The 20,685-nt window shown below is 69.6% G+C and carries 21 protein-coding genes; 12 read left to right on the top strand and 9 right to left on the bottom strand.

Annotated features, from left to right (window positions below):
- Window position 1: 1 nt before the first annotated feature.
- The 5 genes from pgl to tkt are packed head-to-tail and all read right to left on the bottom strand — an operon-like array spanning window position 2 to window position 6,596.
- A complete protein-coding gene (gene pgl, locus NLX86_RS23405) occupies window positions 2-784 on the bottom strand; it encodes a 6-phosphogluconolactonase (RefSeq protein WP_254373739.1) in 783 nt (260 codons plus the stop codon).
- The gene (gene opcA, locus NLX86_RS23400) at window positions 781-1,800 is read right to left on the bottom strand and encodes a glucose-6-phosphate dehydrogenase assembly protein OpcA (RefSeq protein ID WP_254373738.1); all 1,020 of its coding nucleotides are present in this window, start codon (window positions 1,798-1,800) and stop codon (window positions 781-783) included. Before opcA ends, pgl begins: the two co-directional genes overlap by 4 nt.
- Window positions 1,797-3,326, bottom strand: coding sequence for a glucose-6-phosphate dehydrogenase (gene zwf, locus NLX86_RS23395; RefSeq protein ID WP_254373737.1), 1,530 nt, complete (start codon window positions 3,324-3,326; stop codon window positions 1,797-1,799). Before zwf ends, opcA begins: the two co-directional genes overlap by 4 nt.
- A gap of 5 nt (window positions 3,327-3,331) precedes the next feature.
- Window positions 3,332-4,474 (bottom strand): transaldolase, encoded by a 1,143-nt coding sequence (gene tal, locus NLX86_RS23390; RefSeq protein ID WP_254373736.1) that lies wholly within the window; start codon window positions 4,472-4,474, stop codon window positions 3,332-3,334.
- A gap of 34 nt (window positions 4,475-4,508) precedes the next feature.
- On the bottom strand, window positions 4,509-6,596 hold the full coding sequence (gene tkt / locus NLX86_RS23385; RefSeq protein WP_254373735.1) for a transketolase: 2,088 nt from the start codon (window positions 6,594-6,596) through the stop codon (window positions 4,509-4,511).
- A 338-nt stretch (window positions 6,597-6,934) separates the two neighbouring features.
- Between tkt and NLX86_RS23380 the strand changes: the two genes are divergently transcribed.
- The 3 genes from NLX86_RS23380 (at window position 6,935) to NLX86_RS23370 (ending at window position 9,518) form a co-directional block, all read left to right on the top strand.
- Entirely contained in the window at window positions 6,935-7,909 is a 975-nt protein-coding gene (locus NLX86_RS23380) for a heme o synthase (RefSeq protein ID WP_374213945.1), read from the top strand.
- A 49-nt stretch (window positions 7,910-7,958) separates the two neighbouring features.
- Window positions 7,959-8,315 (top strand): hypothetical protein, encoded by a 357-nt coding sequence (locus tag NLX86_RS23375; RefSeq protein ID WP_254373733.1) that lies wholly within the window; start codon window positions 7,959-7,961, stop codon window positions 8,313-8,315.
- A gap of 90 nt (window positions 8,316-8,405) precedes the next feature.
- Window positions 8,406-9,518, top strand: coding sequence for an amidohydrolase family protein (locus NLX86_RS23370; protein WP_254373732.1), 1,113 nt, complete (start codon window positions 8,406-8,408; stop codon window positions 9,516-9,518).
- A gap of 24 nt (window positions 9,519-9,542) precedes the next feature.
- Here NLX86_RS23370 and NLX86_RS23365 read toward each other — a convergent pair whose 3' ends face one another.
- The 3 genes from NLX86_RS23365 to NLX86_RS23355 all read right to left on the bottom strand — a co-directional run bounded on the left by NLX86_RS23365 (window position 9,543) and on the right by NLX86_RS23355 (window position 12,820).
- Complete coding sequence (locus NLX86_RS23365) at window positions 9,543-10,514, bottom strand: heme A synthase (RefSeq protein WP_374213949.1); 972 nt, start codon at window positions 10,512-10,514, stop codon at window positions 9,543-9,545.
- A 48-nt stretch (window positions 10,515-10,562) separates the two neighbouring features.
- On the bottom strand, window positions 10,563-11,345 hold the full coding sequence (locus NLX86_RS23360) for an ABC transporter permease (protein WP_254373730.1): 783 nt from the start codon (window positions 11,343-11,345) through the stop codon (window positions 10,563-10,565).
- Between the two features lie 548 nt (window positions 11,346-11,893).
- On the bottom strand, window positions 11,894-12,820 hold the full coding sequence (locus tag NLX86_RS23355) for an ABC transporter ATP-binding protein (protein ID WP_254373729.1): 927 nt from the start codon (window positions 12,818-12,820) through the stop codon (window positions 11,894-11,896).
- A 135-nt stretch (window positions 12,821-12,955) separates the two neighbouring features.
- Between NLX86_RS23355 and NLX86_RS23350 the strand changes: the two genes are divergently transcribed.
- The 8 genes from NLX86_RS23350 to NLX86_RS23315 all read left to right on the top strand — a co-directional run bounded on the left by NLX86_RS23350 (window position 12,956) and on the right by NLX86_RS23315 (window position 19,510).
- A complete protein-coding gene (locus NLX86_RS23350) occupies window positions 12,956-13,693 on the top strand; it encodes an ArsR family transcriptional regulator (protein ID WP_254373728.1) in 738 nt (245 codons plus the stop codon).
- Entirely contained in the window at window positions 13,690-15,111 is a 1,422-nt protein-coding gene (sufB, locus tag NLX86_RS23345) for a Fe-S cluster assembly protein SufB (RefSeq protein WP_254373727.1), read from the top strand. The genes NLX86_RS23350 and sufB overlap by 4 nt, the downstream gene beginning before the upstream one ends.
- A 71-nt stretch (window positions 15,112-15,182) precedes the next feature.
- The gene (gene sufD, locus NLX86_RS23340; RefSeq protein WP_254373726.1) at window positions 15,183-16,361 is read left to right on the top strand and encodes a Fe-S cluster assembly protein SufD; all 1,179 of its coding nucleotides are present in this window, start codon (window positions 15,183-15,185) and stop codon (window positions 16,359-16,361) included.
- The gene (locus NLX86_RS23335) at window positions 16,361-16,678 is read left to right on the top strand and encodes a bifunctional 3-phenylpropionate/cinnamic acid dioxygenase ferredoxin subunit (RefSeq protein ID WP_254373725.1); all 318 of its coding nucleotides are present in this window, start codon (window positions 16,361-16,363) and stop codon (window positions 16,676-16,678) included. Before sufD ends, NLX86_RS23335 begins: the two co-directional genes overlap by 1 nt.
- Before the next feature lie 7 nt (window positions 16,679-16,685).
- Window positions 16,686-17,450, top strand: a complete 765-nt coding sequence (gene sufC, locus NLX86_RS23330) for a Fe-S cluster assembly ATPase SufC (protein WP_254373724.1) — start codon at window positions 16,686-16,688, stop codon at window positions 17,448-17,450.
- A complete protein-coding gene (locus NLX86_RS23325; protein WP_254373723.1) occupies window positions 17,447-18,703 on the top strand; it encodes a cysteine desulfurase in 1,257 nt (418 codons plus the stop codon). The genes sufC and NLX86_RS23325 overlap by 4 nt, the downstream gene beginning before the upstream one ends.
- 10 nt (window positions 18,704-18,713) lie before the next feature.
- Complete coding sequence (gene sufU, locus NLX86_RS23320; RefSeq protein WP_254373722.1) at window positions 18,714-19,178, top strand: Fe-S cluster assembly sulfur transfer protein SufU; 465 nt, start codon at window positions 18,714-18,716, stop codon at window positions 19,176-19,178.
- Window positions 19,175-19,510: a metal-sulfur cluster assembly factor gene (locus NLX86_RS23315; RefSeq protein WP_254373721.1), complete on the top strand. Its 336-nt coding sequence runs from the start codon at window positions 19,175-19,177 to the stop codon at window positions 19,508-19,510. Before sufU ends, NLX86_RS23315 begins: the two co-directional genes overlap by 4 nt.
- A 21-nt stretch (window positions 19,511-19,531) precedes the next feature.
- Here NLX86_RS23315 and NLX86_RS23310 read toward each other — a convergent pair whose 3' ends face one another.
- Complete coding sequence (locus tag NLX86_RS23310; protein WP_254373720.1) at window positions 19,532-19,669, bottom strand: hypothetical protein; 138 nt, start codon at window positions 19,667-19,669, stop codon at window positions 19,532-19,534.
- Window positions 19,670-19,819: 150 nt separating this feature from the next.
- On the opposite strand from NLX86_RS23310, the gene NLX86_RS23305 reads away from it, so the two are divergent.
- Window positions 19,820-20,479 (top strand): IS607 family transposase, encoded by a 660-nt coding sequence (locus tag NLX86_RS23305; protein WP_254373719.1) that lies wholly within the window; start codon window positions 19,820-19,822, stop codon window positions 20,477-20,479.
- The last annotated feature ends 206 nt before the right edge of the window (window positions 20,480-20,685 follow it).

The following is a 20,685-nucleotide window of genomic DNA, read 5'->3' as shown; positions in this document are numbered from 1 at the left end:
TTCAGGCCGAAGCCGGCGGGTACAGCTGGGGCGGCAGCTTCGCCGCTGCCGCGCGGTCCAGCAGCCACAGCGTGCGGCTGCGCCCGTACGCGCCCGCCGCCGGGGCCTGGATCTCCCCTGCGCCGCCGAGCGCGATCGCCACCGCGCCCGCCTTGTCCTCACCCGCCGCGAGCAGCCACACCTCGCGGGCCGCGCGGATGGCGGGCAAGGTCAGGGAGATACGGGTGGGCGGCGGCTTGGGAGCGCCGTGCACGCCGACGACTGTGCGCTCGGTCTCCCGTACGGCCGGCAGCTCCGGGAAGAGCGACGCGACATGCGTGTCGGGGCCGACGCCCAGCATCAGTACGTCGAAGGTCGGCACCGGACCGTGGTTCTCCGGCCCCGACGCGGCGGCCAGTTCGTCCGCGTACGCCGCCGCGGCGGCGTCCGCATCCCCCCCGTACGGTCCGTCCGAGGCGGGCATGACATGCACCCGCGCCGGGTCCACCCGTACCGAGTCGAGCAGCGCCTCGCGGGCCTGGGTGTGGTTGCGCTCGGGGTCGTCGGCCCGGAGGAACCGTTCGTCACCCCACCACAGGTCCAGATGCGCCCAGTCCACCGCGTCCCGCGCGGGCGCCGCGGCCATGGCGGCGAGCACGCCGTTGCCGTTGCGCCCGCCCGTCAGGACGATGGAGGCGGAGCCGCGCGCGGCCTGGGCGTCCACGATCTTCGTGATCAGCCGCGCCGCCGCGGCCTGCGCCATCAGATCCTTGTCGCGGTGTACGACGACCTGCGGAGTGCTCACTTCGCGGCCACCTTCTTGGCCGCCGGCTTCTTCGCGGCCGGTGCGGCCTTCTCGGCGGCCGGCTCTTCGGCCTCGGCGGCCGCCGCGGCGCCCTGCTGCAGCCGGTCCACCCCGAACTTCACCGCGGACTCGTAGATGTTGTCCGGGTCGAGCCGGCGCAGCTCCTCCGCGAGCAGCTCGGCGGTCTCCCGCCGCTTGAGCGCCACCGCGCGGTCCGGCTGGCCCGGCATGCACAGCGTCGCCAGCGATCCGTCCGCCCGGTCCAGGACGATGTCGCCGTCCTTGGTCTCCAGGCGTACGGCCGTGAGCCCGGGGCCGGACGACAGGGCCCGCCGTACGGGCACCCCCAGCCGGTCGGCCAGCCACATGGCCAGCAGCTCGCAGCTCGGGTTCTCGTCCTCGCCCTCGACCAGCGCCGACGTGATCTCCACGGACTGCTGGTCCAGCGCCGCCGCGAGCATCGAGCGCCACGGCGTGATCCGGGTCCAGGCCAGGTCGGTGTCGCCCTGGGCGTACGCCTCCGCCCGCCCCGACAGCGCCGCGAGCGGGTTCTCGGTGGCGTACGTGTCCGAGATGCGGCGCTGCGCGAGCGTGCCGAGCGGGTCCTTCGCCAGGTCCGCCGGTGCCCCCTCGGGCCACCAGACGACCACCGGGGCGTCGGGCAGCAGCAGCGGGAGCACCGCGGACTGCGCGTGGTTGACGAGGTCGCCGTAGAGCCGCAGCACCACCGTCTCACCGGTGCCGGAGTCGGCCCCGACGCGCACTTCGGCGTCGAGGCGCGCGTCGCGCCGGCTGCGTGGCGAGCGGCTGATCCGCCGGATCACGACGATGATCCGCGAGGGGTGCTCGTGGGACGCGTCGTTCGCCGCCTTGAGGGCGTCGTACGCGTTCTCCTCGTCGGTGACGATGACGAGGGTCAGCACCATGCCGATGGCCGGCGTGCCGATGTCGCGGCGCGCCTGGACCAGCGCGGCGTTGATCTTGCTGGAGTTGGTGTCCGTGAGGTCGATCTTCATGGCCGACGCCAGCTCCGTCCGTCTCGTGCGAGCATCTCGTCCGCCTCGACCGGCCCCCACGTCCCGGCGGGGTACTGCGCGGGCTTGCCGTTCGCGTCCCAGAACTGCTCGATCGGGTCGAGGATGTTCCAGGAGAGTTCGACCTCCTGGTGGCGCGGGAAGAGGTTGGCGTCGCCCAGCAGCACATCGAGGATGAGGCGCTCGTACGCCTCCGGGCTGGACTCGGTGAACGACTCGCCGTACGCGAAGTCCATCGTGACGTCCCGGACCTCCATCGAGGTGCCCGGCACCTTGGAGCCGAACCGCACGGTGACGCCCTCGTCCGGCTGGACCCGGATGACCAGGGCGTTCTGCCCCAGCTCCTCGGTCGCCCCCGACTCGAAGGGCAGATACGGCGCCCGCTTGAAGACGACCGCGATCTCGGTCACGCGGCGGCCGAGGCGCTTGCCGGTGCGCAGATAGAACGGCACGCCCGCCCAGCGGCGGTTGTTGATCTCCAGCCTTATGGCCGCGTAGGTGTCGGTCTTCGACTTGGGGTCGATGCCGTCCTCCTCGAGGTACCCGACGACCCTCTCGCCGCCCTGCCACGCGGCCGCGTACTGCCCGCGCACGGTGTGCTTGCCCAGGTCCTCCGGCAGCTGCACCGCCGTGAGCACCTTGAGCTTCTCGGCGACCAGTGCCTTGGGGTGGAAGGAGCCCGGCTCCTCCATCGCCGTCAGCGCGAGAAGCTGCAGCAGGTGGTTCTGGATGACGTCACGGGCGGCGCCGATGCCGTCGTAGTAGCCGGCGCGGCCGCCGATACCGATGTCCTCGGCCATCGTGATCTGGACATGGTCGACGTACGACCGGTTCCAGATCGGCTCGAACATCGTGTTGGCGAAGCGCAGCGCCAGGATGTTCTGGACGGTCTCCTTGCCCAGGTAGTGGTCGATCCGGAAGACCTCGTTGGGCGGGAAGACCTCGTGGACGATCTGGTTGAGCTCCTGCGCGCTCGCCAGGTTGTGTCCGAAGGGCTTCTCGATGACCGCCCGCCGCCAGGAGCCTTCCCGCTGGTCGGCCAGCCCGTGCTTCTTGAGCTGCTGGACCACCTTCGGGAAGAACTTGGGCGGTACGGAGAGGTAGAAGGCGAAGTTGCCGCCAGTCCCCTGCGCCTTGTCCAGCTCCTCGATCGTCGACTTCAGCGTCTCGAACGCCACGTCGTCGTCGAAGTTGCCCTGGACGAAGCGGCACCCCTGCACCAGCTGCTGCCAGACCTCCTCGCGGAAGGGCGTACGCGAGTGCTGCTTGACCGCGTCGTGCACCTCCTGGGCGAAGTCCTCGTCCTGCCACTCGCGGCGGGCGAAGCCGATGAGCGAGAAACCCGGCGGCAGCAGGCCGCGGTTGGCCAGGTCGTAGATGGCAGGCATCAACTTTTTACGTGACAAATCGCCCGTAACGCCAAAGATGACCAGGCCCGACGGCCCCGCGATGCGCGGGAGCCGTCGGTCCTGTGCGTCACGAAGCGGGTTCGCTCCGTTAACAGACAACGTGGTCAGCCCTCCGAAGGGGCGAGGCGCTTCAGCTCCGCCTCGGTCGACTTGAGCAGGTCGTTCCAGGACGTCGCGAACTTCTCGACGCCCTCGTCTTCCAGAAGCTGCACGACGTCGTCGTACGAGATGCCGAGCTTCTCGACGGCGTCGAGGTCGGCGCGGGCCTGCTCGTACGTGCCGCGCACCGTGTCACCGGTGATCCCACCGTGGTCGGCGGTGGAGTCGAGGGTGGCCTCCGGCATGGTGTTCACCGTGCCCGGGGCGACCAGCTCGTCGACGTACAGGGTGTCCTTGTACGCCGGGTCCTTGACGCCGGTCGAAGCCCACAGTGGACGCTGCTTGTTGGCCTGCGCCTTGTCCAGAGCCGCCCAGCGGTCGCTCGACTGTGTCGATTCGTCGGCCGAGCCGAACACCTCCTCGAACGCCTCGTACGCGAGGCGGGCGTTGGCCAGCGCCGCCTTGCCGCGGGCCTCCTTGGCCTCGGGCGTGCCCAGCGCGTCGAGCCGCTTGTCGATCTCGGTGTCCACGCGGGACACGAAGAAGGACGCCACCGAATGGATCTTCGAGAGGTCCAGGCCCGCGGCCTTCGCCTTCTCCAGACCCGCCAGGTAGGCGTCCATGACCTCGCGGTAGCGCTCCAGAGAGAAGATCAGCGTGACGTTGACGCTGATGCCCCGGCCGATGGTCTCCGTGATCGCCGGCAGGCCGGCCTTGGTCGCCGGGATCTTGATCAGCGTGTTCGGACGGTCCACCAGCCAGGCGAGCTGCTTGGCCTCGGCGACGGTCGCATGGGTGTTGTGCGCCAGGCGCGGGTCGACCTCGATGGACACCCGGCCGTCCTGGCCCTGCGTCGCGTCGAAGACCGGACGCAGGATGTCCGCGGCGTCGCGGACGTCCGCCGTCGTGATCATGCGTACGGCTTCCTCGACGGTGACCTTGCGGACGGCGAGGTCGGCGAGCTGCTGGTCGTAACCGTGGCCCTCGGAGATCGCCTTCTGGAAGATCGAGGGGTTGGTGGTGACGCCCACGACGTGCTGCTGGTCGATCAGTTCGGCGAGATTGCCGGACGTGATCCGCTGGCGCGAGAGGTCGTCCAGCCAGATCGCGACGCCTTCGTCGGAGAGGCGCTTGAGTGCGTCTGTCATGAGAGTTGCATCTCCTACTTGTCGTATACCGGCGTCAGCGTGCTGCGGCTTCGATCGATTCCCGGGCGGCGGCGGCCACCGCGTCGGCCGTGAAGCCGAACTCGCGGAAGAGGACCTTGCCGTCCGCCGAAGCGCCGAAGTGCTCCAGCGAGACGATCCGGCCCGCGTCGCCCACGAAGCGGTGCCAGGTCAGGCCGATACCGGCCTCGACCGCCACCCGTGCCTTCACGGCCGGCGGCAGCACGGAGTCCCGGTACCCCTGGTCCTGCTCCTCGAACCACTCGACCGACGGCATCGAGACAACGCGCGTCGGAACGCCGGCGGCCTGGAGCTGCTCACGCGCCTCGACGCAGAGCTGCACCTCGGAGCCGGTACCGATGAGGACGACCTGCGCCTCGCCGCCTTCGGCCTCGAACAGCACGTAACCGCCGTTGGCCGCGTCCTCGTTGGGCTCGTACGTCGGAACACCCTGGCGGGTCAGCGCCAGACCGTGCGGGGCGCCCTTGCCGAACACCTTGGTCCAGCGGCGGAGGATCTCCCGCCACGCGATCGCCGTCTCGTTGGCGTCCGCCGGCCGGACGATGTTCAGCCCCGGGACGGCGCGCAGTGACGCGAGGTGCTCCACCGGCTGGTGGGTCGGACCGTCCTCGCCGAGGCCGACCGAGTCGTGGGTCCACACGTACGTCACCGGCAGGTGCATCAGCGCGGACAGGCGCACGGCGTTGCGCATGTAGTCGGAGAACACCAGGAACGTGCCGCCGTAGATACGCGTGTTGCCGTGCAGCGCGATGCCGTTCATCTCCGCGGCCATGGAGTGCTCGCGGATGCCGTAGTGGATCGTGCGGCCGTACGGGTTCGCCTCCGGCAGCGGGTTGCCGACGGGCAGGAACGACGAGTGCTTGTCGATCGTGGTGTTGTTGGAGCCGGCGAGGTCGGCCGAGCCGCCCCACAGCTCGGGGATGACCGCACCGAGCGCGTGGAGAACCTTGCCGGAGGCCGCGCGGGTGGCGACAGAGTGGCCGGTTTCGAAGACGGGGATCTTCTCCTCCCAGCCGGTGGGCAGCTCGCCCGCGGCGATGCGGTCGAACTCGGCCGCACGCTCCGGGTTGGCGGTCCGCCACGCGGCGAAGGTCTTCTCCCACTCGCCACGCACTTCGCGGCCGCGGTCGAGCGCCTCACGGGTGTGTGCGATGACCTCGTCGGAGACCTCGAAGGACTGCTCCGGGTCGAAGCCCATCACGCGCTTGGTGGCCGCGACCTCTTCGGCGCCGAGCGCCGAGCCGTGCGCGGCCTCGGTGTTCTGGGCGTGCGGCGCCGGCCAGGCGATGATCGAGCGGGCCGCGATGAACGACGGGCGCTCGGTCTCGGCCTGAGCCGCCTTCAGCGCCTCGTACAGACCCTTCGGGTCGAGGTCGCCGTTCGCCTGCTGCTCCACGCGCTGGACGTGCCAGCCGTACGCCTCGTACCGCTTGAGGCTGTCCTCGGAGACCGCGGTCTCCGTGTCGCCCTCGATGGAGATGTGGTTGTCGTCCCAAAGCAGCACCAGGTTGCCGAGCTTCTGGTGGCCCGCGAGGGAGGACGCCTCGGCGGAGATGCCCTCCTGGAGGCAGCCGTCGCCGGCGATCGCCCAGATGGTGTGATCGAAGGGGGAGGTGCCCGGAGCCGCGTCCGGGTCGAAGAGGCCGCGCTCGTAGCGGGCCGCCATCGCCATGCCCACGGCGTTGGCCACACCCTGGCCCAGCGGGCCGGTCGTGGTCTCGACACCCACCGTGTGGCCGTACTCCGGGTGGCCCGGGGTCTTGGAACCCCAGGTGCGGAATGCCTCCAGGTCGGCGAGTTCAAGGCCGTAACCGGCGAGGTAGAGCTGGATGTAGAGCGTCAGGCTGGAGTGGCCCGCGGACAGCACGAAACGGTCACGGCCGGTCCAGTCGGCGTCCGCCGGGTCGTGCCGCATCAACTTCTGGAACAGGACATAGGCGGCGGGCGCGAGGCTCATGGCCGTACCGGGGTGGCCGTTGCCGACCTTCTGTACGGAATCCATGGCCAGGACTCGGACGGTATCAACGGCCCGCTGGTCCAGATCGGTCCACTCGAGGTCTGTGGTGGTCGGCTTGGTGCTCACCCTGGGTCAGGGCTCCTCTCCACATGTCGTATCCCGGTGACGACGGATGCACCGGGCGTTGTCGAGCCTACCCCCGCCGCAACGCCCATCTTTTCGAGCGCCGGCCGGTGATGCCGGTCAGTGATCCCGTAACAGATCAGGTCACTGCCAGACTGCCGTCTCCGCGGGGCATTCGCCTCTCCGCGCACCAGTACGCGCCTCGCGGGTCGGCTGCTCAACACGACCCCACCCCGGCGCAGGGCGGCGTACGGGCAACGTCTAGAGTGGCGTGGTACGCGCAAGTCTTTACCGGGCCTTCACGTCCGGAGCTTGCTGGGAGTCTTTCGTCAGGGGTGTGCGTGACGGCCGTCGAATCCCGTCCTGCGGGTGGGGGCACCTCCCATGCCCGGAGGGCTATGGGGGAGCTCGGGACGAGCCCCGGCCGGCGGCCGTTCGGGGCCCGGGTCAAGGCTTTCGTGGCACTGACCAAGCCGCGGATCATCGAACTGCTGCTCATCACCACCGTACCGGTGATGTTCCTGGCCGAGCAGGGCGTTCCCGACCTGTGGCTCGTGCTGGTCACCTGTGTCGGCGGATACCTCTCCGCGGGCGGCGCCAACGCGCTGAACATGTACATCGACCGCGACATCGACGCGCTGATGGACCGCACGTCGCAGCGTCCGCTGGTCACCGGAATGGTGAGCCCGCGCGAGGGCCTGGTCTTCGGCCTCGTCCTCGCCGCCGTCTCCACGCTGTGGTTCGGGCTGCTCGTCAACTGGCTGTCCGCCGCACTGTCACTCGGCGCGCTGCTCTTCTACGTCGTCGTCTACACGATGCTGCTCAAGCGCCGCACCGCGCAGAACATCGTCTGGGGCGGCATCGCCGGCTGTATGCCGGTGCTCATCGGCTGGTCGGCCGTCACGAACTCCATGTCGTGGGCCGCGGTCATCCTCTTCCTCGTCATCTTCTTCTGGACGCCGCCGCACTACTGGCCGCTGTCGATGAAGGTGAAGGAGGACTACGCCCGGGTGGGCGTGCCGATGCTGCCGGTCGTCGCCTCCAGCACGGTGGTGGCCCGCCAGATCGTCCTCTACAGCTGGGTGATGGTCGGCGTCTCGCTGCTCCTGACCCCGCTGGGCTACACCGGCTGGTTCTACACGGCGGTGGCGCTGGTGACCGGCGGCTGGTGGCTCTGGGAGGCGCACTCGCTGCAGTCGCGTGCCAGGGGCGGCGCGACGGGCGGCAAGCTCAAGGAGATGCGGCTGTTCCACTGGTCGATCACCTATGTCTCGCTCCTCTTCGTCGCCGTCGCCGTGGACCCGTTCCTGCGATAGGCGCAGTCGGCAGTAGGCATAGCCATTACTCGCGAGTAGCATGCGGCTCATGGCAGACACCAAGGCTGAAGAGACCGCGCCCGACGCCCGCGCCGAGCGCAAGGCGGCGAAGCTCGCCAAGCAGATCGGCGCCTTCTCCAAGGCGCACGGCGGCGCCGAGGGACAGCTCGCGTACCTCGGGCAGATGGGCACCCGGATCGTCCTCGTCGGCGAGGACGGCGGCTGGGGCGACCTGGTGGCCCCGAGCCACGCCATCGCCGAGCAGGCCGCCGAGAAGGCCGGGCTGACCCTCCACGAGTCCTTCGACGGCGAGTTCGCGGCGAAGGTGCGCACCGGTCCGTACGAGTGGACGCGCATGGCCGGTATCCAGTTGGGCGGCCCGAGCAACAGCGCGAGCAACACCTGACGCGGGGGTCACCCGTTAGGAGGGGTGGAAGCACGTCCCCTCCCCGGACTCCGTCCGGGGGGACCCCCACGCCCACAACGGGATGCCCGGATGATCGAAACGCCGTCCCTGGTGGACCAGTACTGCCATGGGGTGCTCCGTACAGAACTGGGCCTCGGCACGTTCGAGGCGTACCTCAGCAGGGCCGAGGGGCCGCCCGCCCCCGGCACCACCTTCTTCGACACCCAGACCGGTTTCGCGGTGCGCCGCTGGTGCCCGCCGCTGCTCGGCCTGGAGCCGCACTGCCCGCCGGCGCGCTATCTCGCGCGCCGCAGGGAACTCGGCGTCATCGAGTCGGGCAGGCGCCTGCTGCGCGGCTCCGGAATCGCCACCTATCTGGTGGACACCGGGCTGCCCGGCGACCTCACCGGGCCGGGCGAGCTGGCCGTGGCCGGTGCCGCCGAGGCGCATGAGATCGTCCGGCTCGAACTGCTGGCCGAGCAGGTGGCCGACACCTCCGGCACCGTGGAGTCGTTCCTCGCCAATCTCGCCGAGGCCGTGCACGGGGCGGCCGCCTCGGCCGTCGCCTTCACCTCCGTCGCCGGCATCGGGTACGGGCTGGCCTTTGCCCCCGAGCCGCCGGGACCCGGTGAGGTGCGCGGGGCCGCCGGCCGCTGGCTGGCGCGGCGCCCGGCGGGCGGAAAGCTCACCGACCCGGTACTGCTGAGGCATCTGCTGTGGATGGCCGTCGCCTCGGGACTGCCGCTGCAACTGCACGCCGGCGCGGGCGACCCCCAGCTGCGCATCGACCGCACCGACCCGATACTGCTCACCGATTTCGTCCGGGCCACCGGCGGACTGGGCACCGATCTGGTGCTGCTGCACGGCTATCCGTACCACCGCCATGCCGCACATCTGGCCGGTGCCTTCCCGCATGTGTACGCCGACCTGGGGCCGGCCCTGGCGCACACCGGCGCCCGGGCCGCGGCCGTACTCGCGGAGATCCTGGAGCTGGCGCCGTTCGGCAAGCTGCTGTTCTCCAGCGGCGGGCGTGGCCTGCCGGAGCTGCACGTGGTGGGGGCGCGGGTGTTCCGCGACGCGATGGCGCGGGTGCTCGGCGGCTGGGTCGGCGACGGGGCGTGGTCCCGCCGGGACGCGGAGCGGGTCGCCGCCATGATCGCGGCGGGCAATGCCCGCCGCGTCTACGGGCTGGACGCGGCTTAGGTCAGACCTAGCCGCGGCCAGGGTCTAGACGGCGGCCGAGAGTGCCTGGTCGCTCTGGGCGGGGATCTCCGCCGCGGTCGCCGGGCGCTCGCGCAGGCTCAGCGCGACCCGCAGCACCGCGATCCAGACGAGGCACGAGCCCAGCATGTGGGCGGCGACCAGGACCTCGGGAAGCTCGGTGAAGAACTGCACATAGCCGATGGCGCCCTGGGCGAGGAGCACCAGCAGCAGGTCCCTGGCGCGGGCCCGGGTGTCCGCCGGAGCGTCCACCACACGCAGCACCAGCCACATGCCGAGAGCCAGCGCGCACACGACCCAGGCGGCGATCGCGTGCACATGGGCGGCGCCCGCCCAGTCGAACCCCATCCGCGGGACCTCGCTGCTGTCGCCCGCGTGCGGACCGGATCCGGTCACCACCGTGCCCGCCGCGATCAGTACGACGGAGGCGGCGATCAGGGCCCAGGACAGCTTGCGGACGGGGCGCGGGACGCGCGGGCGTGCGGTGCCGTCGCCCTCGCGGGTGCGCTGCCAGGTGATCGTGGTGACCGTGATCAGCGAGGTGGCGAGCAGGAAGTGGCCGGCGACGGTCCACGGGTTGAGGCCCGCCATGACGGTGACGCCGCCGAGGACGGCATTGCCCATCACGATCCAGAACTGGGCCCAGCCCAGCCTGGTCAGACCGCGCCGCCAGGGCTTGGTCGAACGGGCGGCGGTGATGGCCCAGCCGACCGCCGCGCACAGCACGTACGTCAGCATCCGGTTGCCGAACTCGATCGCGCCGTGCACGCCTTGCGCGGGTGTCGCGATGAGGCTGTCGTCCGTGCACTTGGGCCAGGTGTCGCAGCCGAGACCGGAGCCGGTCAGCCGGACCGCGCCGCCGGTGACCACGATGGCGACGCTCATCACGAGGGCGGCGAGCGCGGCGCGCCGGAGCGTGCGGGGGGTGGGCGTCCAGCGCCGGGCGATAAGGGCGAGGGGGGTCAACACGGGCTCTATCGTAGGACGCCCCTTGCGCACGGATTCACTAGGGGGCGGTGAGGTGGCTCATTCCCAGCGGAAGAACTTGGCCGCCGCGCCCAGTCCCAGTACCGCCCACACCGCGAGGATCCCCAGGTCGCCCCACGGCATCCCGGCGCCGTGCTGGAGGACGTCGCGCAGGCCGTCCGAGAGCGCCGAGATCGGCAGCAGGCCGAGCACCGACTGCGCTGTCTCCGGGAACTTCTCCAGCGGCACGATCACCCCGCCGCCGACCAGCAGCAGCAGGAAGACCAGGTTGGCCGCGGCCAGGGTTGCCTCGGCCTTCAGCGTTCCGGCCATCAGCAGGCCGAGGCCCGAGAACGCCGCCGTCCCGAGGACGAGCAGCAGGACCACGGCGAGCGGGTTGCCCCGGGGGGACCAGCCGAGTCCGAACGCGATCACCGTCAGCAGCGCGATCTGCAGCACTTCGGTGACGAGTACGGACAGGGTCTTCGCGGTCATCAGGGCCCACCGGGGGAGCGGCGAGGCGCCAAGCCGTTTGAGCACCCCGTACCGGCGCTCGAAGCCGGTCGCGATGGCCTGCCCGGTGAACGCGGTCGACATCACCGCGAGCGCGAGGATGCCGGGCGCGAGGAAGTCGACGGCCCTGGCGTTCCCACTCGGTTCAGTAGGCAGAGCGACGATGTCGACGGTGGAGAAGAGCACCAGCAGCAGGGTCGGGATGACCACCGTCAGCAGCAGCTGCTCGCCGTTGCGCAGCAGCATCCTGGTTTCCAGCGCGGTCTGTGCCGCGATCATCCGGGACAGCGGCGCCGCCCCGGGCTTCGGCGTGAACGTACCGGCGCTCATCCGTGCAGCTCCCTTCCAGTGAGCTCAAGGCTGTGCTGTCCCGGGGGGCAACCCCCGGACCCCCGGCCGATGCCGGTGTCGGCCCGTGTCATCCGCGCAGCTCCCTTCCAGTGAGCTCAAGGCTGTGCTGTCCCGGGGGGCAACCCCCGGACCCCCGGCCGATGCCGGTGTCGGCCCGTGTCATCCGCGCAGCTCCCTTCCAGTGAGCTCAAGGCTGTGCTGTCCCGGGGGGCAACCCCCGGACCCCCGGCCGATGCCGGTGTCGGCCCGTGTCATCCGCGCAGCTCCCTTCCAGTGAGCTCAAGGCTGTGCTGTCCCGGGGGGCAACCCCCGGACCCCCGGCCGATGCCGGTGTCGGCCCGCGTCATCCGCGCAGCTCCCTTCCAGTGAGCTCAAGGCTGTGCTGTCCCGGGGGGCAACCCCCGGACCCCCGGCCGATGCCGGTGTCGGCCCGCGTCATCCGCGCAGCTCCCTTCCAGTGAGCTCAAGGCTGTGCCGTCCCGGGGGGCAACCCCCGGACCCCCGGCCGATGCCGGTGTCGGCCCGCGTCATCCGCGCAGCTCCCTTCCAGTGAGCTCAAGGAAAACGTCCTCGAGTGTGTGCCGCTCCACCGAGATGCCCTCCGGCATGACCCCGTGCTGGGCGCACCAGGTGGTCACAGTCGCGAGCAGCTGCGGGTCGACCTTGCCGCTGATGCGGTACGCGCCGGGGGTCAGCTCGGCCGCCGCGGTTCCGTCGGGCAGGGCCTTGAGGAGGGCCGCGAGGTCGAGACCTGGCCGCCCGGCGAAGCGGAGGGTGTTCTCCGCGCCGCCGCGGCACAGCTGCTCGGGGCTGCCCTGGGCAATGACCCGGCCCGCGTCGAGGATCGCGATGTCGTCGGCGAGCTGCTCGGCCTCGTCCATGAAGTGGGTGGTGAGGACGACGCCGACGCCGTCCGTGCGCAGTTCGCGTACGAGAGCCCAGGTGGCCCGGCGGGCCTGCGGGTCCAGACCGGCGGTCGGCTCGTCCAGGAAGACCAGCTCGGGACGGCCGACCACGGCCATCGCGAGGGCGAGCCGCTGCTGCTGGCCGCCGGACAGCCTGCGGTACGTCGTCCGGCCGCAGCTGTCGAGGCCGAGCCGCTCGATGAGCGCGTCCACGTCGAGCGGGTGGGCGTGCAGCTTGGCCATGTGCCTGAGCATCTCGTCGGCCCGGGCCCCCGAGTACACCCCGCCGGACTGCAGCATCACGCCGATCCGGGGGCGCAGCGCGGAGGCGTCCGCGACCGGGTCCAGGCCGAGTACCCGCACGGTGCCGGCATCCGGACGGCGGTATCCCTCGCAGGTTTCTACGGTGGTGGTCTTGCCGGCGCCGTTGGGACCGAGGACGCCCGTGACCGTGCCCGCCCGGACCTCCAGGTCGAGGCCGTCCACCGCGGTCTTTTCTCCGTACCGCTTGACCAGGCCGCGGACCTGGACGACCTGCTCGATTCGCATAGGGGCGAGTCTAGAGAGCCCTTGGGGGCCCTCGGTCCGGGGGGCTGATTAGGTAACCCTTAGTGACCGAGGCCACCTGAGGCCGCCCACCTGCACCGCTTGTCGCGGCTTGGGGAATTACGCAACAATGGTGTTGTGAAATACGTCGGCGAGGCCCATGAGGAGCTCGCGACCGGGGAGCGGTCCACTCGCACCCGAGTCGCGCGGTCCATCCTGGACCACGGGCCCTCGACCGTGGCGGACCTCGCCAAGAGGGTCGGCCTCACCCAGGCCGCCGTCCGCCGCCATCTTGACGCGCTCGTACACGACGACGTGGTCGAGCCCCGGGAGCAGCGCGTGTACGGAGCCCGGACTCGTGGCCGCCCGGCCAAGGTCTTCGCGCTCACCGACTGCGGCCGGGACGCCTTCGACCAGTCGTACGACAAGCTGGCCGTCGATGCCCTGCACTGGATTTCCGAGGCCGCAGGCGGCGGGGAGCAGGGAGAAGCGGCAGTCGCCGCCTTCGCCCGCGCCCGGCTGGCCGCGCAGGCCGAGACCTACCGGAAGGCCGTCGACGCGGCCGCACCCGAGGACCGTACCGAGGCACTCGCCAGGGCGTTGACCGTGGACGGGTACGCTGCTACGGCGCGCAGCGCACCGGTCGGCGAACAGCTCTGCCAGCACCACTGCCCGGTAGCCCACGCGGCCGAGCAGTTCCCGCAGCTGTGCGAGGCGGAGACCGAGGTCTTCTCCCGTCTGCTCGGGACTCATGTGCAGCGTCTGGCCACCATCGCCCACGGCGACGGAGTGTGTACGACGTTCATTCCGCACAGCGGAACACAGACCACCACCACCACAGCATCTGCAAACACGGCCGGGAGGAACCCCGCATGACTCTCCCCACGGAGACTGCCCATCCTGAGCTCGAAGGCCTGGGCACGTACGAATACGGTTGGGCCGACTCCGACGTAGCCGGCGCCTCGGCGAAGCGCGGCCTCTCCGAGGACGTCGTCCGCGACATCTCGGCGAAGAAGTCCGAGCCCGAGTGGATGCTGAAGCTGCGGCTGAAGGGTCTGCGCCTGTTCGACAAGAAGCCCATGCCGAACTGGGGCTCCGACCTGTCGGGCATCGACTTCGACAACATCAAGTACTTCGTGCGCTCCACCGAGAAGCAGGCCGCTTCGTGGGAGGAGCTGCCGGAGGACATCAAGAACACGTACGACAGGCTCGGCATCCCGGAGGCGGAGAAGCAGCGCCTCGTCGCCGGTGTCGCGGCCCAGTACGAGTCCGAGGTCGTCTACCACCAGATCCGCGAGGACCTGGAGGAGCAGGGCGTCATCTTCCTCGACACGGACACCGCGCTGAAGGAGCACCCGGAGCTCTTCCAGGAGTACTTCGGCACGGTAATCCCGGTCGGCGACAACAAGTTCGCGTCGCTGAACTCGGCCGTTTGGTCCGGTGGCTCGTTCATCTACGTGCCGAAGGGCGTGAAGGTCGACATCCCGCTGCAGGCCTACTTCCGTATCAACACGGAGAACATGGGCCAGTTCGAGCGGACGCTGATCATCGTCGACGAGGACGCGTACGTCCACTACGTCGAGGGCTGCACCGCCCCGATCTACTCCTCGGACTCGCTGCACAGCGCCGTGGTCGAGATCATCGTGAAGAAGGGCGGCCGCTGCCGCTACACGACCATCCAGAACTGGTCGAACAACGTCTACAACCTGGTCACCAAGCGCGCCGTGGCGTACGAGGGCGCGACCATGGAGTGGGTCGACGGCAACATCGGCTCCAAGGTCACCATGAAGTACCCGGCCGTCTACCTGATGGGCGAGCACGCCAAGGGCGAGACCCTGTCCATCGCCTTCGCGGGCGAGGGCCAGCACCAGGACGCCGGCGCCAAGATGGTCCACATGGCCCCGAACACCTCGTCCAACATCGTCTCCAAGTCGGTGGCGCGAGGCGGCGGCCGTACCTCGTACCGCGGTCTGATCGAGATCGGCGAGGGCGCGCCGGGCGCGAAGTCCAACGTGCTCTGTGACGCGCTGCTGGTCGACACGATCTCCCGCTCGGACACCTACCCGTACGTGGACGTCCGTGAGGACGACGTGTCCATGGGCCACGAGGCGACCGTCTCCAAGGTCTCCGACGACCAGCTCTTCTACCTGATGAGCCGCGGTATGACGGAGTTCGAGGCCATGGCCATGATCGTGCGCGGCTTTGTCGAGCCGATCGCGCGTGAGCTGCCCATGGAGTACGCACTGGAGCTCAACCGGCTGATCGAGCTGCAGATGGAGGGGTCTGTCGGCTAGCACAGCCCGACACACCCCCCGCAGCGACTGATTTCGACGTTTCGACGTAGAGAGAGAGCACGACGACAGCCATGGCTGAGGCTCAGAACATTCCGGCGGGTTCCACCACCGCCGGGTCCATCGCGGTGGCCGCCGAGTCCACCGTCGCCACCCGTATGAGTGCGCCCCCGTCCTTCGACGTGGCGGACTTCCCGGTTCCGCACGGCCGCGAGGAGGAGTGGCGGTTCACCCCGCTCGACCGCCTCCGCGGTCTGCACGACGGCTCCGCCGAAGCCGGTGGCGTGCTCACCGTCGAGGTGATCGCCCCCGAGGGCGTCACCGTCGAGACGGTGGACCGCGGCGACGCGCGGCTCGGCAGGGCCGGTACCCCGGTGGACCGGGTCGCCGCCCAGGCCTACTCCTCCTTCGAGAAGGCCTCGGTCGTCTCGGTGCCCAAGGAGACCGTGCTCGACGAGCCGATCCGGATCGCGGTGCACGGCGACGGCGGGACCGCCTTCGGCCACCAGGTCGTGGAGCTGGGCGCCTTCGCCGAGGCTGTCGTCGTCATCGACCACACCGGTGACGCCGTGCTCGCCGCCAACGTCGACTACGTGCTGGGCGACGGCGCGAAGCTGACCGTCGTCTCCGTACAGGACTGGGACGACAACGCCGTCCACGTGGCGCAGCACAACGCGCTGGTCGGCCGTGACGCGTCCTTCAAGTCGGTCACCGTCACCTTCGGCGGCGACCTGGTCCGTATCCACCCGCGAGTGCAGTACGCGGGCCCGGGCGGCGAGGCCGAGCTTTTCGGCCTGTACTTCACCGACCAGGGCCAGCACCAGGAGCACCGGCTCCTGGTCGACCACAACGCGCCGCACTGCCGCTCCAACGTGGCCTTCAAGGGCGCGCTGCAGGGCCAGGACGCGCACGCGGTCTGGATCGGCGACGTCCTGATCCGTGTCGGGGCCGAGGGCACCGACACGTACGAGCTGAACCGCAACCTCGTCCTCACCGACGGCGCGCGGGTCGACTCGGTCCCCAACCTGGAGATCGAGACCGGCGAGATCGTCGGGGCCGGCCACGCCTCCGCCACCGGCCGCTTCGACGACGAGCAGCTCTTCTACCTGCAGTCGCGCGGCATGCCGGCCGACGAGGCCCGCCGGCTCGTGGTGCGCGGCTTCTTCGCCGAGCTGGTCCAGCGGATCGGTCTGCCGGATGTCGAGGAGCGTCTGATCGCCAAGATCGACGCCGAGCTGGAGGCTTCCGTCTGATGGCCTTCGTCAAGGCTTGTGCGCTGAGCGAGCTGGAGGACGACACCCCGAAGCGGGTGGAACTCGACGGCACGCCGGTCTCCGTCGTGCGCACCGAGGGCGAGGTGTACGCGATCAACGACATCTGCTCGCACGCGAACGTCTCCCTCTCGGAGGGCGAGGTCGAGGACTGCCAGATCGAGTGCTGGCTGCACGGATCCAGCTTTGACCTCCGTACCGGCAAGCCGTCCGGCCTTCCCGCGACGCGCCCCGTCCCCGTATACCCCGTAAAGATCGAAGGGGACGATGTGCTCGTCTCCGTCACCCAGGAGTCCTGAGGCACCCATGGCAACGCTTGAAATCAACGACCTGCACGTCTCCGTCGAGGCCGATGGCGGCGCCCGCGAGATCCTCAAGGGCGTCGACCTGACCGTCAAGCAGGGCGAGACGCACGCGATCATGGGCCCGAACGGCTCTGGCAAGTCGACTCTTGCGTACTCGCTCGCCGGTCACCCGAAGTACACGATCACCGGCGGCACCGTCTCTCTCGACGGCGAGAACGTCCTGGAGATGACGGTCGACGAGCGCGCACGCGCCGGCGTCTTCCTCGCCATGCAGTACCCGGTCGAGGTCCCCGGCGTCTCGGTCTCCAACTTCCTGCGTACGTCGGCGACGGCGATCCGCGGCGAGGCCCCCAAGCTGCGGCTGTGGGTCAAGGAGGTCAAGGAGGCCATGGAGCGCCTCAACATGGACCCCGCCTTCGCCGAGCGCAACGTCAACGAGGGCTTCTCCGGCGGTGAGAAGAAGCGCCACGAGATCCTCCAGCTCGAGCTGCTCAAGCCGAAGATCGCGATCCTCGACGAGACCGACTCCGGCCTGGACGTCGACGCGCTGCGGATCGTCTCCGAGGGCGTCAACCGGGTCCGCGAGGGCGGTGAGGTCGGCACCCTGCTGATCACGCACTACACGCGCATCCTGCGCTACATCAAGCCCGACTTCGTGCACGTGTTCGCGAACGGCCGCATCGCCGAGTCCGGCGGCGCCGAGCTCGCCGACAAGCTCGAGGCCGAGGGCTACGAGTCCTACGTGAAGGGTGGCGCAACCGCGTGACACAGCTGCCGGGCCTCCTCGACACCGAAGCGATCCGCAAGGACTTCCCCCTGCTGGATCGTGTGGTCCACGACGGGAAGAAGATCGTTTATCTGGACAACGCGGCGACTTCGCAGAAGCCGCGCCAGGTGCTCGACGCGCTCAACGGGTACTACGAGCGGCACAACGCGAACGTCCACCGCGGCGTGCACGTGCTCGCCGAGGAGGCCACGGCGCTGTACGAGGGCGCGCGCGACAAGGTCGCCGCCTTCATCAACGCGCCGAGCCGCGACGAGGTGATCTTCACCAAGAACGCCTCCGAGTCGCTCAACCTCGTGGCCAACATGCTCGGCTGGGCCGACGAGCCCTACCGGGTGGACCGCGAGACCGAGGTCGTCATCACGGAGATGGAGCACCACTCCAACATCGTGCCGTGGCAGCTGCTCACGCAGCGCACGGGCGCGAAGCTGAAGTGGTTCGGCCTCACCGACGACGGCCGGCTCGACCTGTCCAACATCGAAGAGATCATCACCGAGAAGACGAAGATCGTCTCCTTCACGCTGGTCTCCAACATCATGGGCACGATCAACCCGGTCGAGGCGATCGTCCGGCGTGCGCAGGACGTCGGCGCCCTGGTGCTGGTCGACGCCTCGCAGGCCGCCCCGCACATGCCGCTGGACGTACAGGCGCTCGGCGCCGACTTCGTGGCCTTCACCGGCCACAAGATGTGCGGCCCGACCGGTATCGGCGTGCTCTGGGGCCGGCAGGAGCTGCTCAACGACCTGCCTCCGTTCCTCGGCGGCGGCGAGATGATCGAGACGGTTTCGATGCACTCGTCGACGTACGCGCCCGCTCCGCACAAGTTCGAGGCCGGCACGCCCCCGATCGCCCAGGCCGTCGGCCTCGGCGCGGCCGTGGACTACCTCTCCTCGATCGGCATGGACAAGATCGCCGCGCATGAGCACGCGATCACGGAGTACGCGGTCAAGCGCCTGCTGGAGGTCCCCGACCTGCGGATCATCGGCCCGACGACGGCCGAGGACCGGGGCGCGGCCATCTCCTTCGTCCTCGGCGACATCCACCCGCACGACGTGGGCCAGGTACTGGACGAGCAGGGCATCGCGGTCCGGGTCGGCCACCACTGCGCGCGGCCGGTCTGCCTGCGGTACGGAATTCCTGCGACCACGCGAGCGTCGTTCTACCTGTACTCCACGCCGGCCGAGGTCGATGCCCTGGTCGACGGGCTGGAGCACGTACGGAACTTCTTCGGCTAGGGGCTGGGACGTGAAGCTGGATTCGATGTACCAGGAAGTCATCCTGGATCACTACAAGCACCCGCACGGGCGGGGCTTGCGGGATGGCGACGCCGAGGTGCACCACGTCAACCCGACGTGCGGCGACGAGATCACGCTCCGCGTGAAGTACGACGGCCAGACGATCACGGACGTGTCCTACGAGGGCCAGGGCTGCTCCATCAGCCAGGCCAGCGCCTCCGTGCTGAACGAGCTGCTGGTCGGCAAGGAACTGGCCGAGGCGCAGAAGATCCAGAGCACCTTCCTGGAGCTGATGCAGTCCAAGGGCAAGATCGAGCCGGACGAGGCCATGGAGGAGGTGCTGGAGGACGCGGTCGCGTTCGCCGGCGTCTCGAAGTACCCCGCCCGGGTGAAATGCGCGCTGTTGAGCTGGATGGCGTGGAAGGACGCGACGGCCCAGGCACTGGGTGATGGCGCCGAGAGGAAGACGGCATGAGCGAAGACACTGTGACCACGAAGCCCGCCTCCGAGGAAGAGGTCCGTGAGGCGCTGTACGACGTCGTCGACCCTGAGCTGGGCATCGACGTCGTCAACCTCGGCCTGATCTACGGCATCCACATCGACGACTCCAACGTCGCCACCCTCGACATGACGCTGACGTCCGCGGCCTGCCCGCTGACCGATGTGATCGAGGACCAGGCGAAGTCGGCGACCGAGGGCATCGTCAGCGAACTGAAGATCAACTGGGTCTGGATGCCGCCGTGGGGCCCGGACAAGATCACGGACGACGGCCGTGAGCAGCTGCGCGCGCTCGGCTTCAACGTCTGACCAGCACGTCTGAGCACAGCGCTACACACGTACGACGGCGGGGCGCCACCTGGTGAGGTGGCGCCCCGCCGTCGTACGGTCCGCCGTGGCGGAGCGGCGCAGCGCCGCGACCGGGCCCTGCTCCTCGAAGACCGCGGCGGTCGGCGCCAGGGTCTTCAACTGTTGCGGTTTTTGCTTAAGCAGGCTGGGTGATGCTGCTTATCAGATGCGAGGGTGATCCGCAGGGTTTGGGGTGGCGTTTCCTCCGATTGAATGTGTTTCCTGCTGATTCTCGTGGGCTGGTGGCGTGGGGTCCGTAGGTTGTCGGGCATGGAGCTTCTTCGGTTGTCGGTGGCCGCGCGGCGGGTGGGTGTTCACCCGGGCACGCTGCGGTTGTGGGCGAACGAGGGCAAGGTCCCGGTGGTGTGGGTAGGGCGGGAACGCCGTTTCTCGATCGGGGCGTTGGACGCACTGACCGGTGCTGCGGGGAGCGGTGGTCGCCGTGAGGCGTTGTATGTGCGCGTTTCGGGGACCAGTGGGCAGGAGTCGTCATTGGCCTCGCAGGAGGCGGAGTTGCGGGGCTCGGCCTCGGGGGTGGTGGTCGCGGTCTTCAAGGACCGGGCCTCGGGGTTGCGGGAGTCGCGTCCGGGTCTTGACCGGCTGTTGAAGCGGGCGGCGGCGGGCGAGTTCACGCATGTGCGCGTCACGCATGCGGACCGGCTTGCCCGGTTCGGGACCGGCTGGCTGATCCAGGTCCTGGCCCATCACGGGGTCGAGGTGGAAATGATGCACGCCAAGGGCGCGGCCGGGGGGATGGAGGAGCTGCTGGATGACTTCATGTCGCTGGTGGGGACCTTCGCGGGCCGGATGTACGGGATGCGCTCACGCGAGGCGCGCCGCGGCCTGCTGGCCGAAGCCGGGAACCGCATCGAGCACGCTGCTCCTGCTCCTGGAACGATGCCCCGGGGCGGGGGTGGCGGGTGTGGCTAGGCTGATGGCGACGGCGACATGTACCGCCTTCCGCGGTGTGATCGAGGGCAGTGGCGAGCAGGTCGGCCAGGCCCTCCTGTATGAACGGGTGGGTTTTCTCGCTGAGTTGAGCCGCGAGCTGACCCGGGTCCTAGGGTCTGTTGCGAAAGTGCTGGTCGCAGAAGTGCGTTGTCGGTCGTGTTGTGCTTGCATACCCCGGTGAATCG

This window comes from Streptomyces sp. A3M-1-3 (genome assembly GCF_024213665.1).
Taxonomy (GTDB): Bacteria; Actinomycetota; Actinomycetes; order Streptomycetales; family Streptomycetaceae; genus Streptomyces.
The sequence above is the reverse complement of the archived record's forward strand: the minus strand, read 5'-3'. Positions and strand labels throughout refer to the sequence as shown.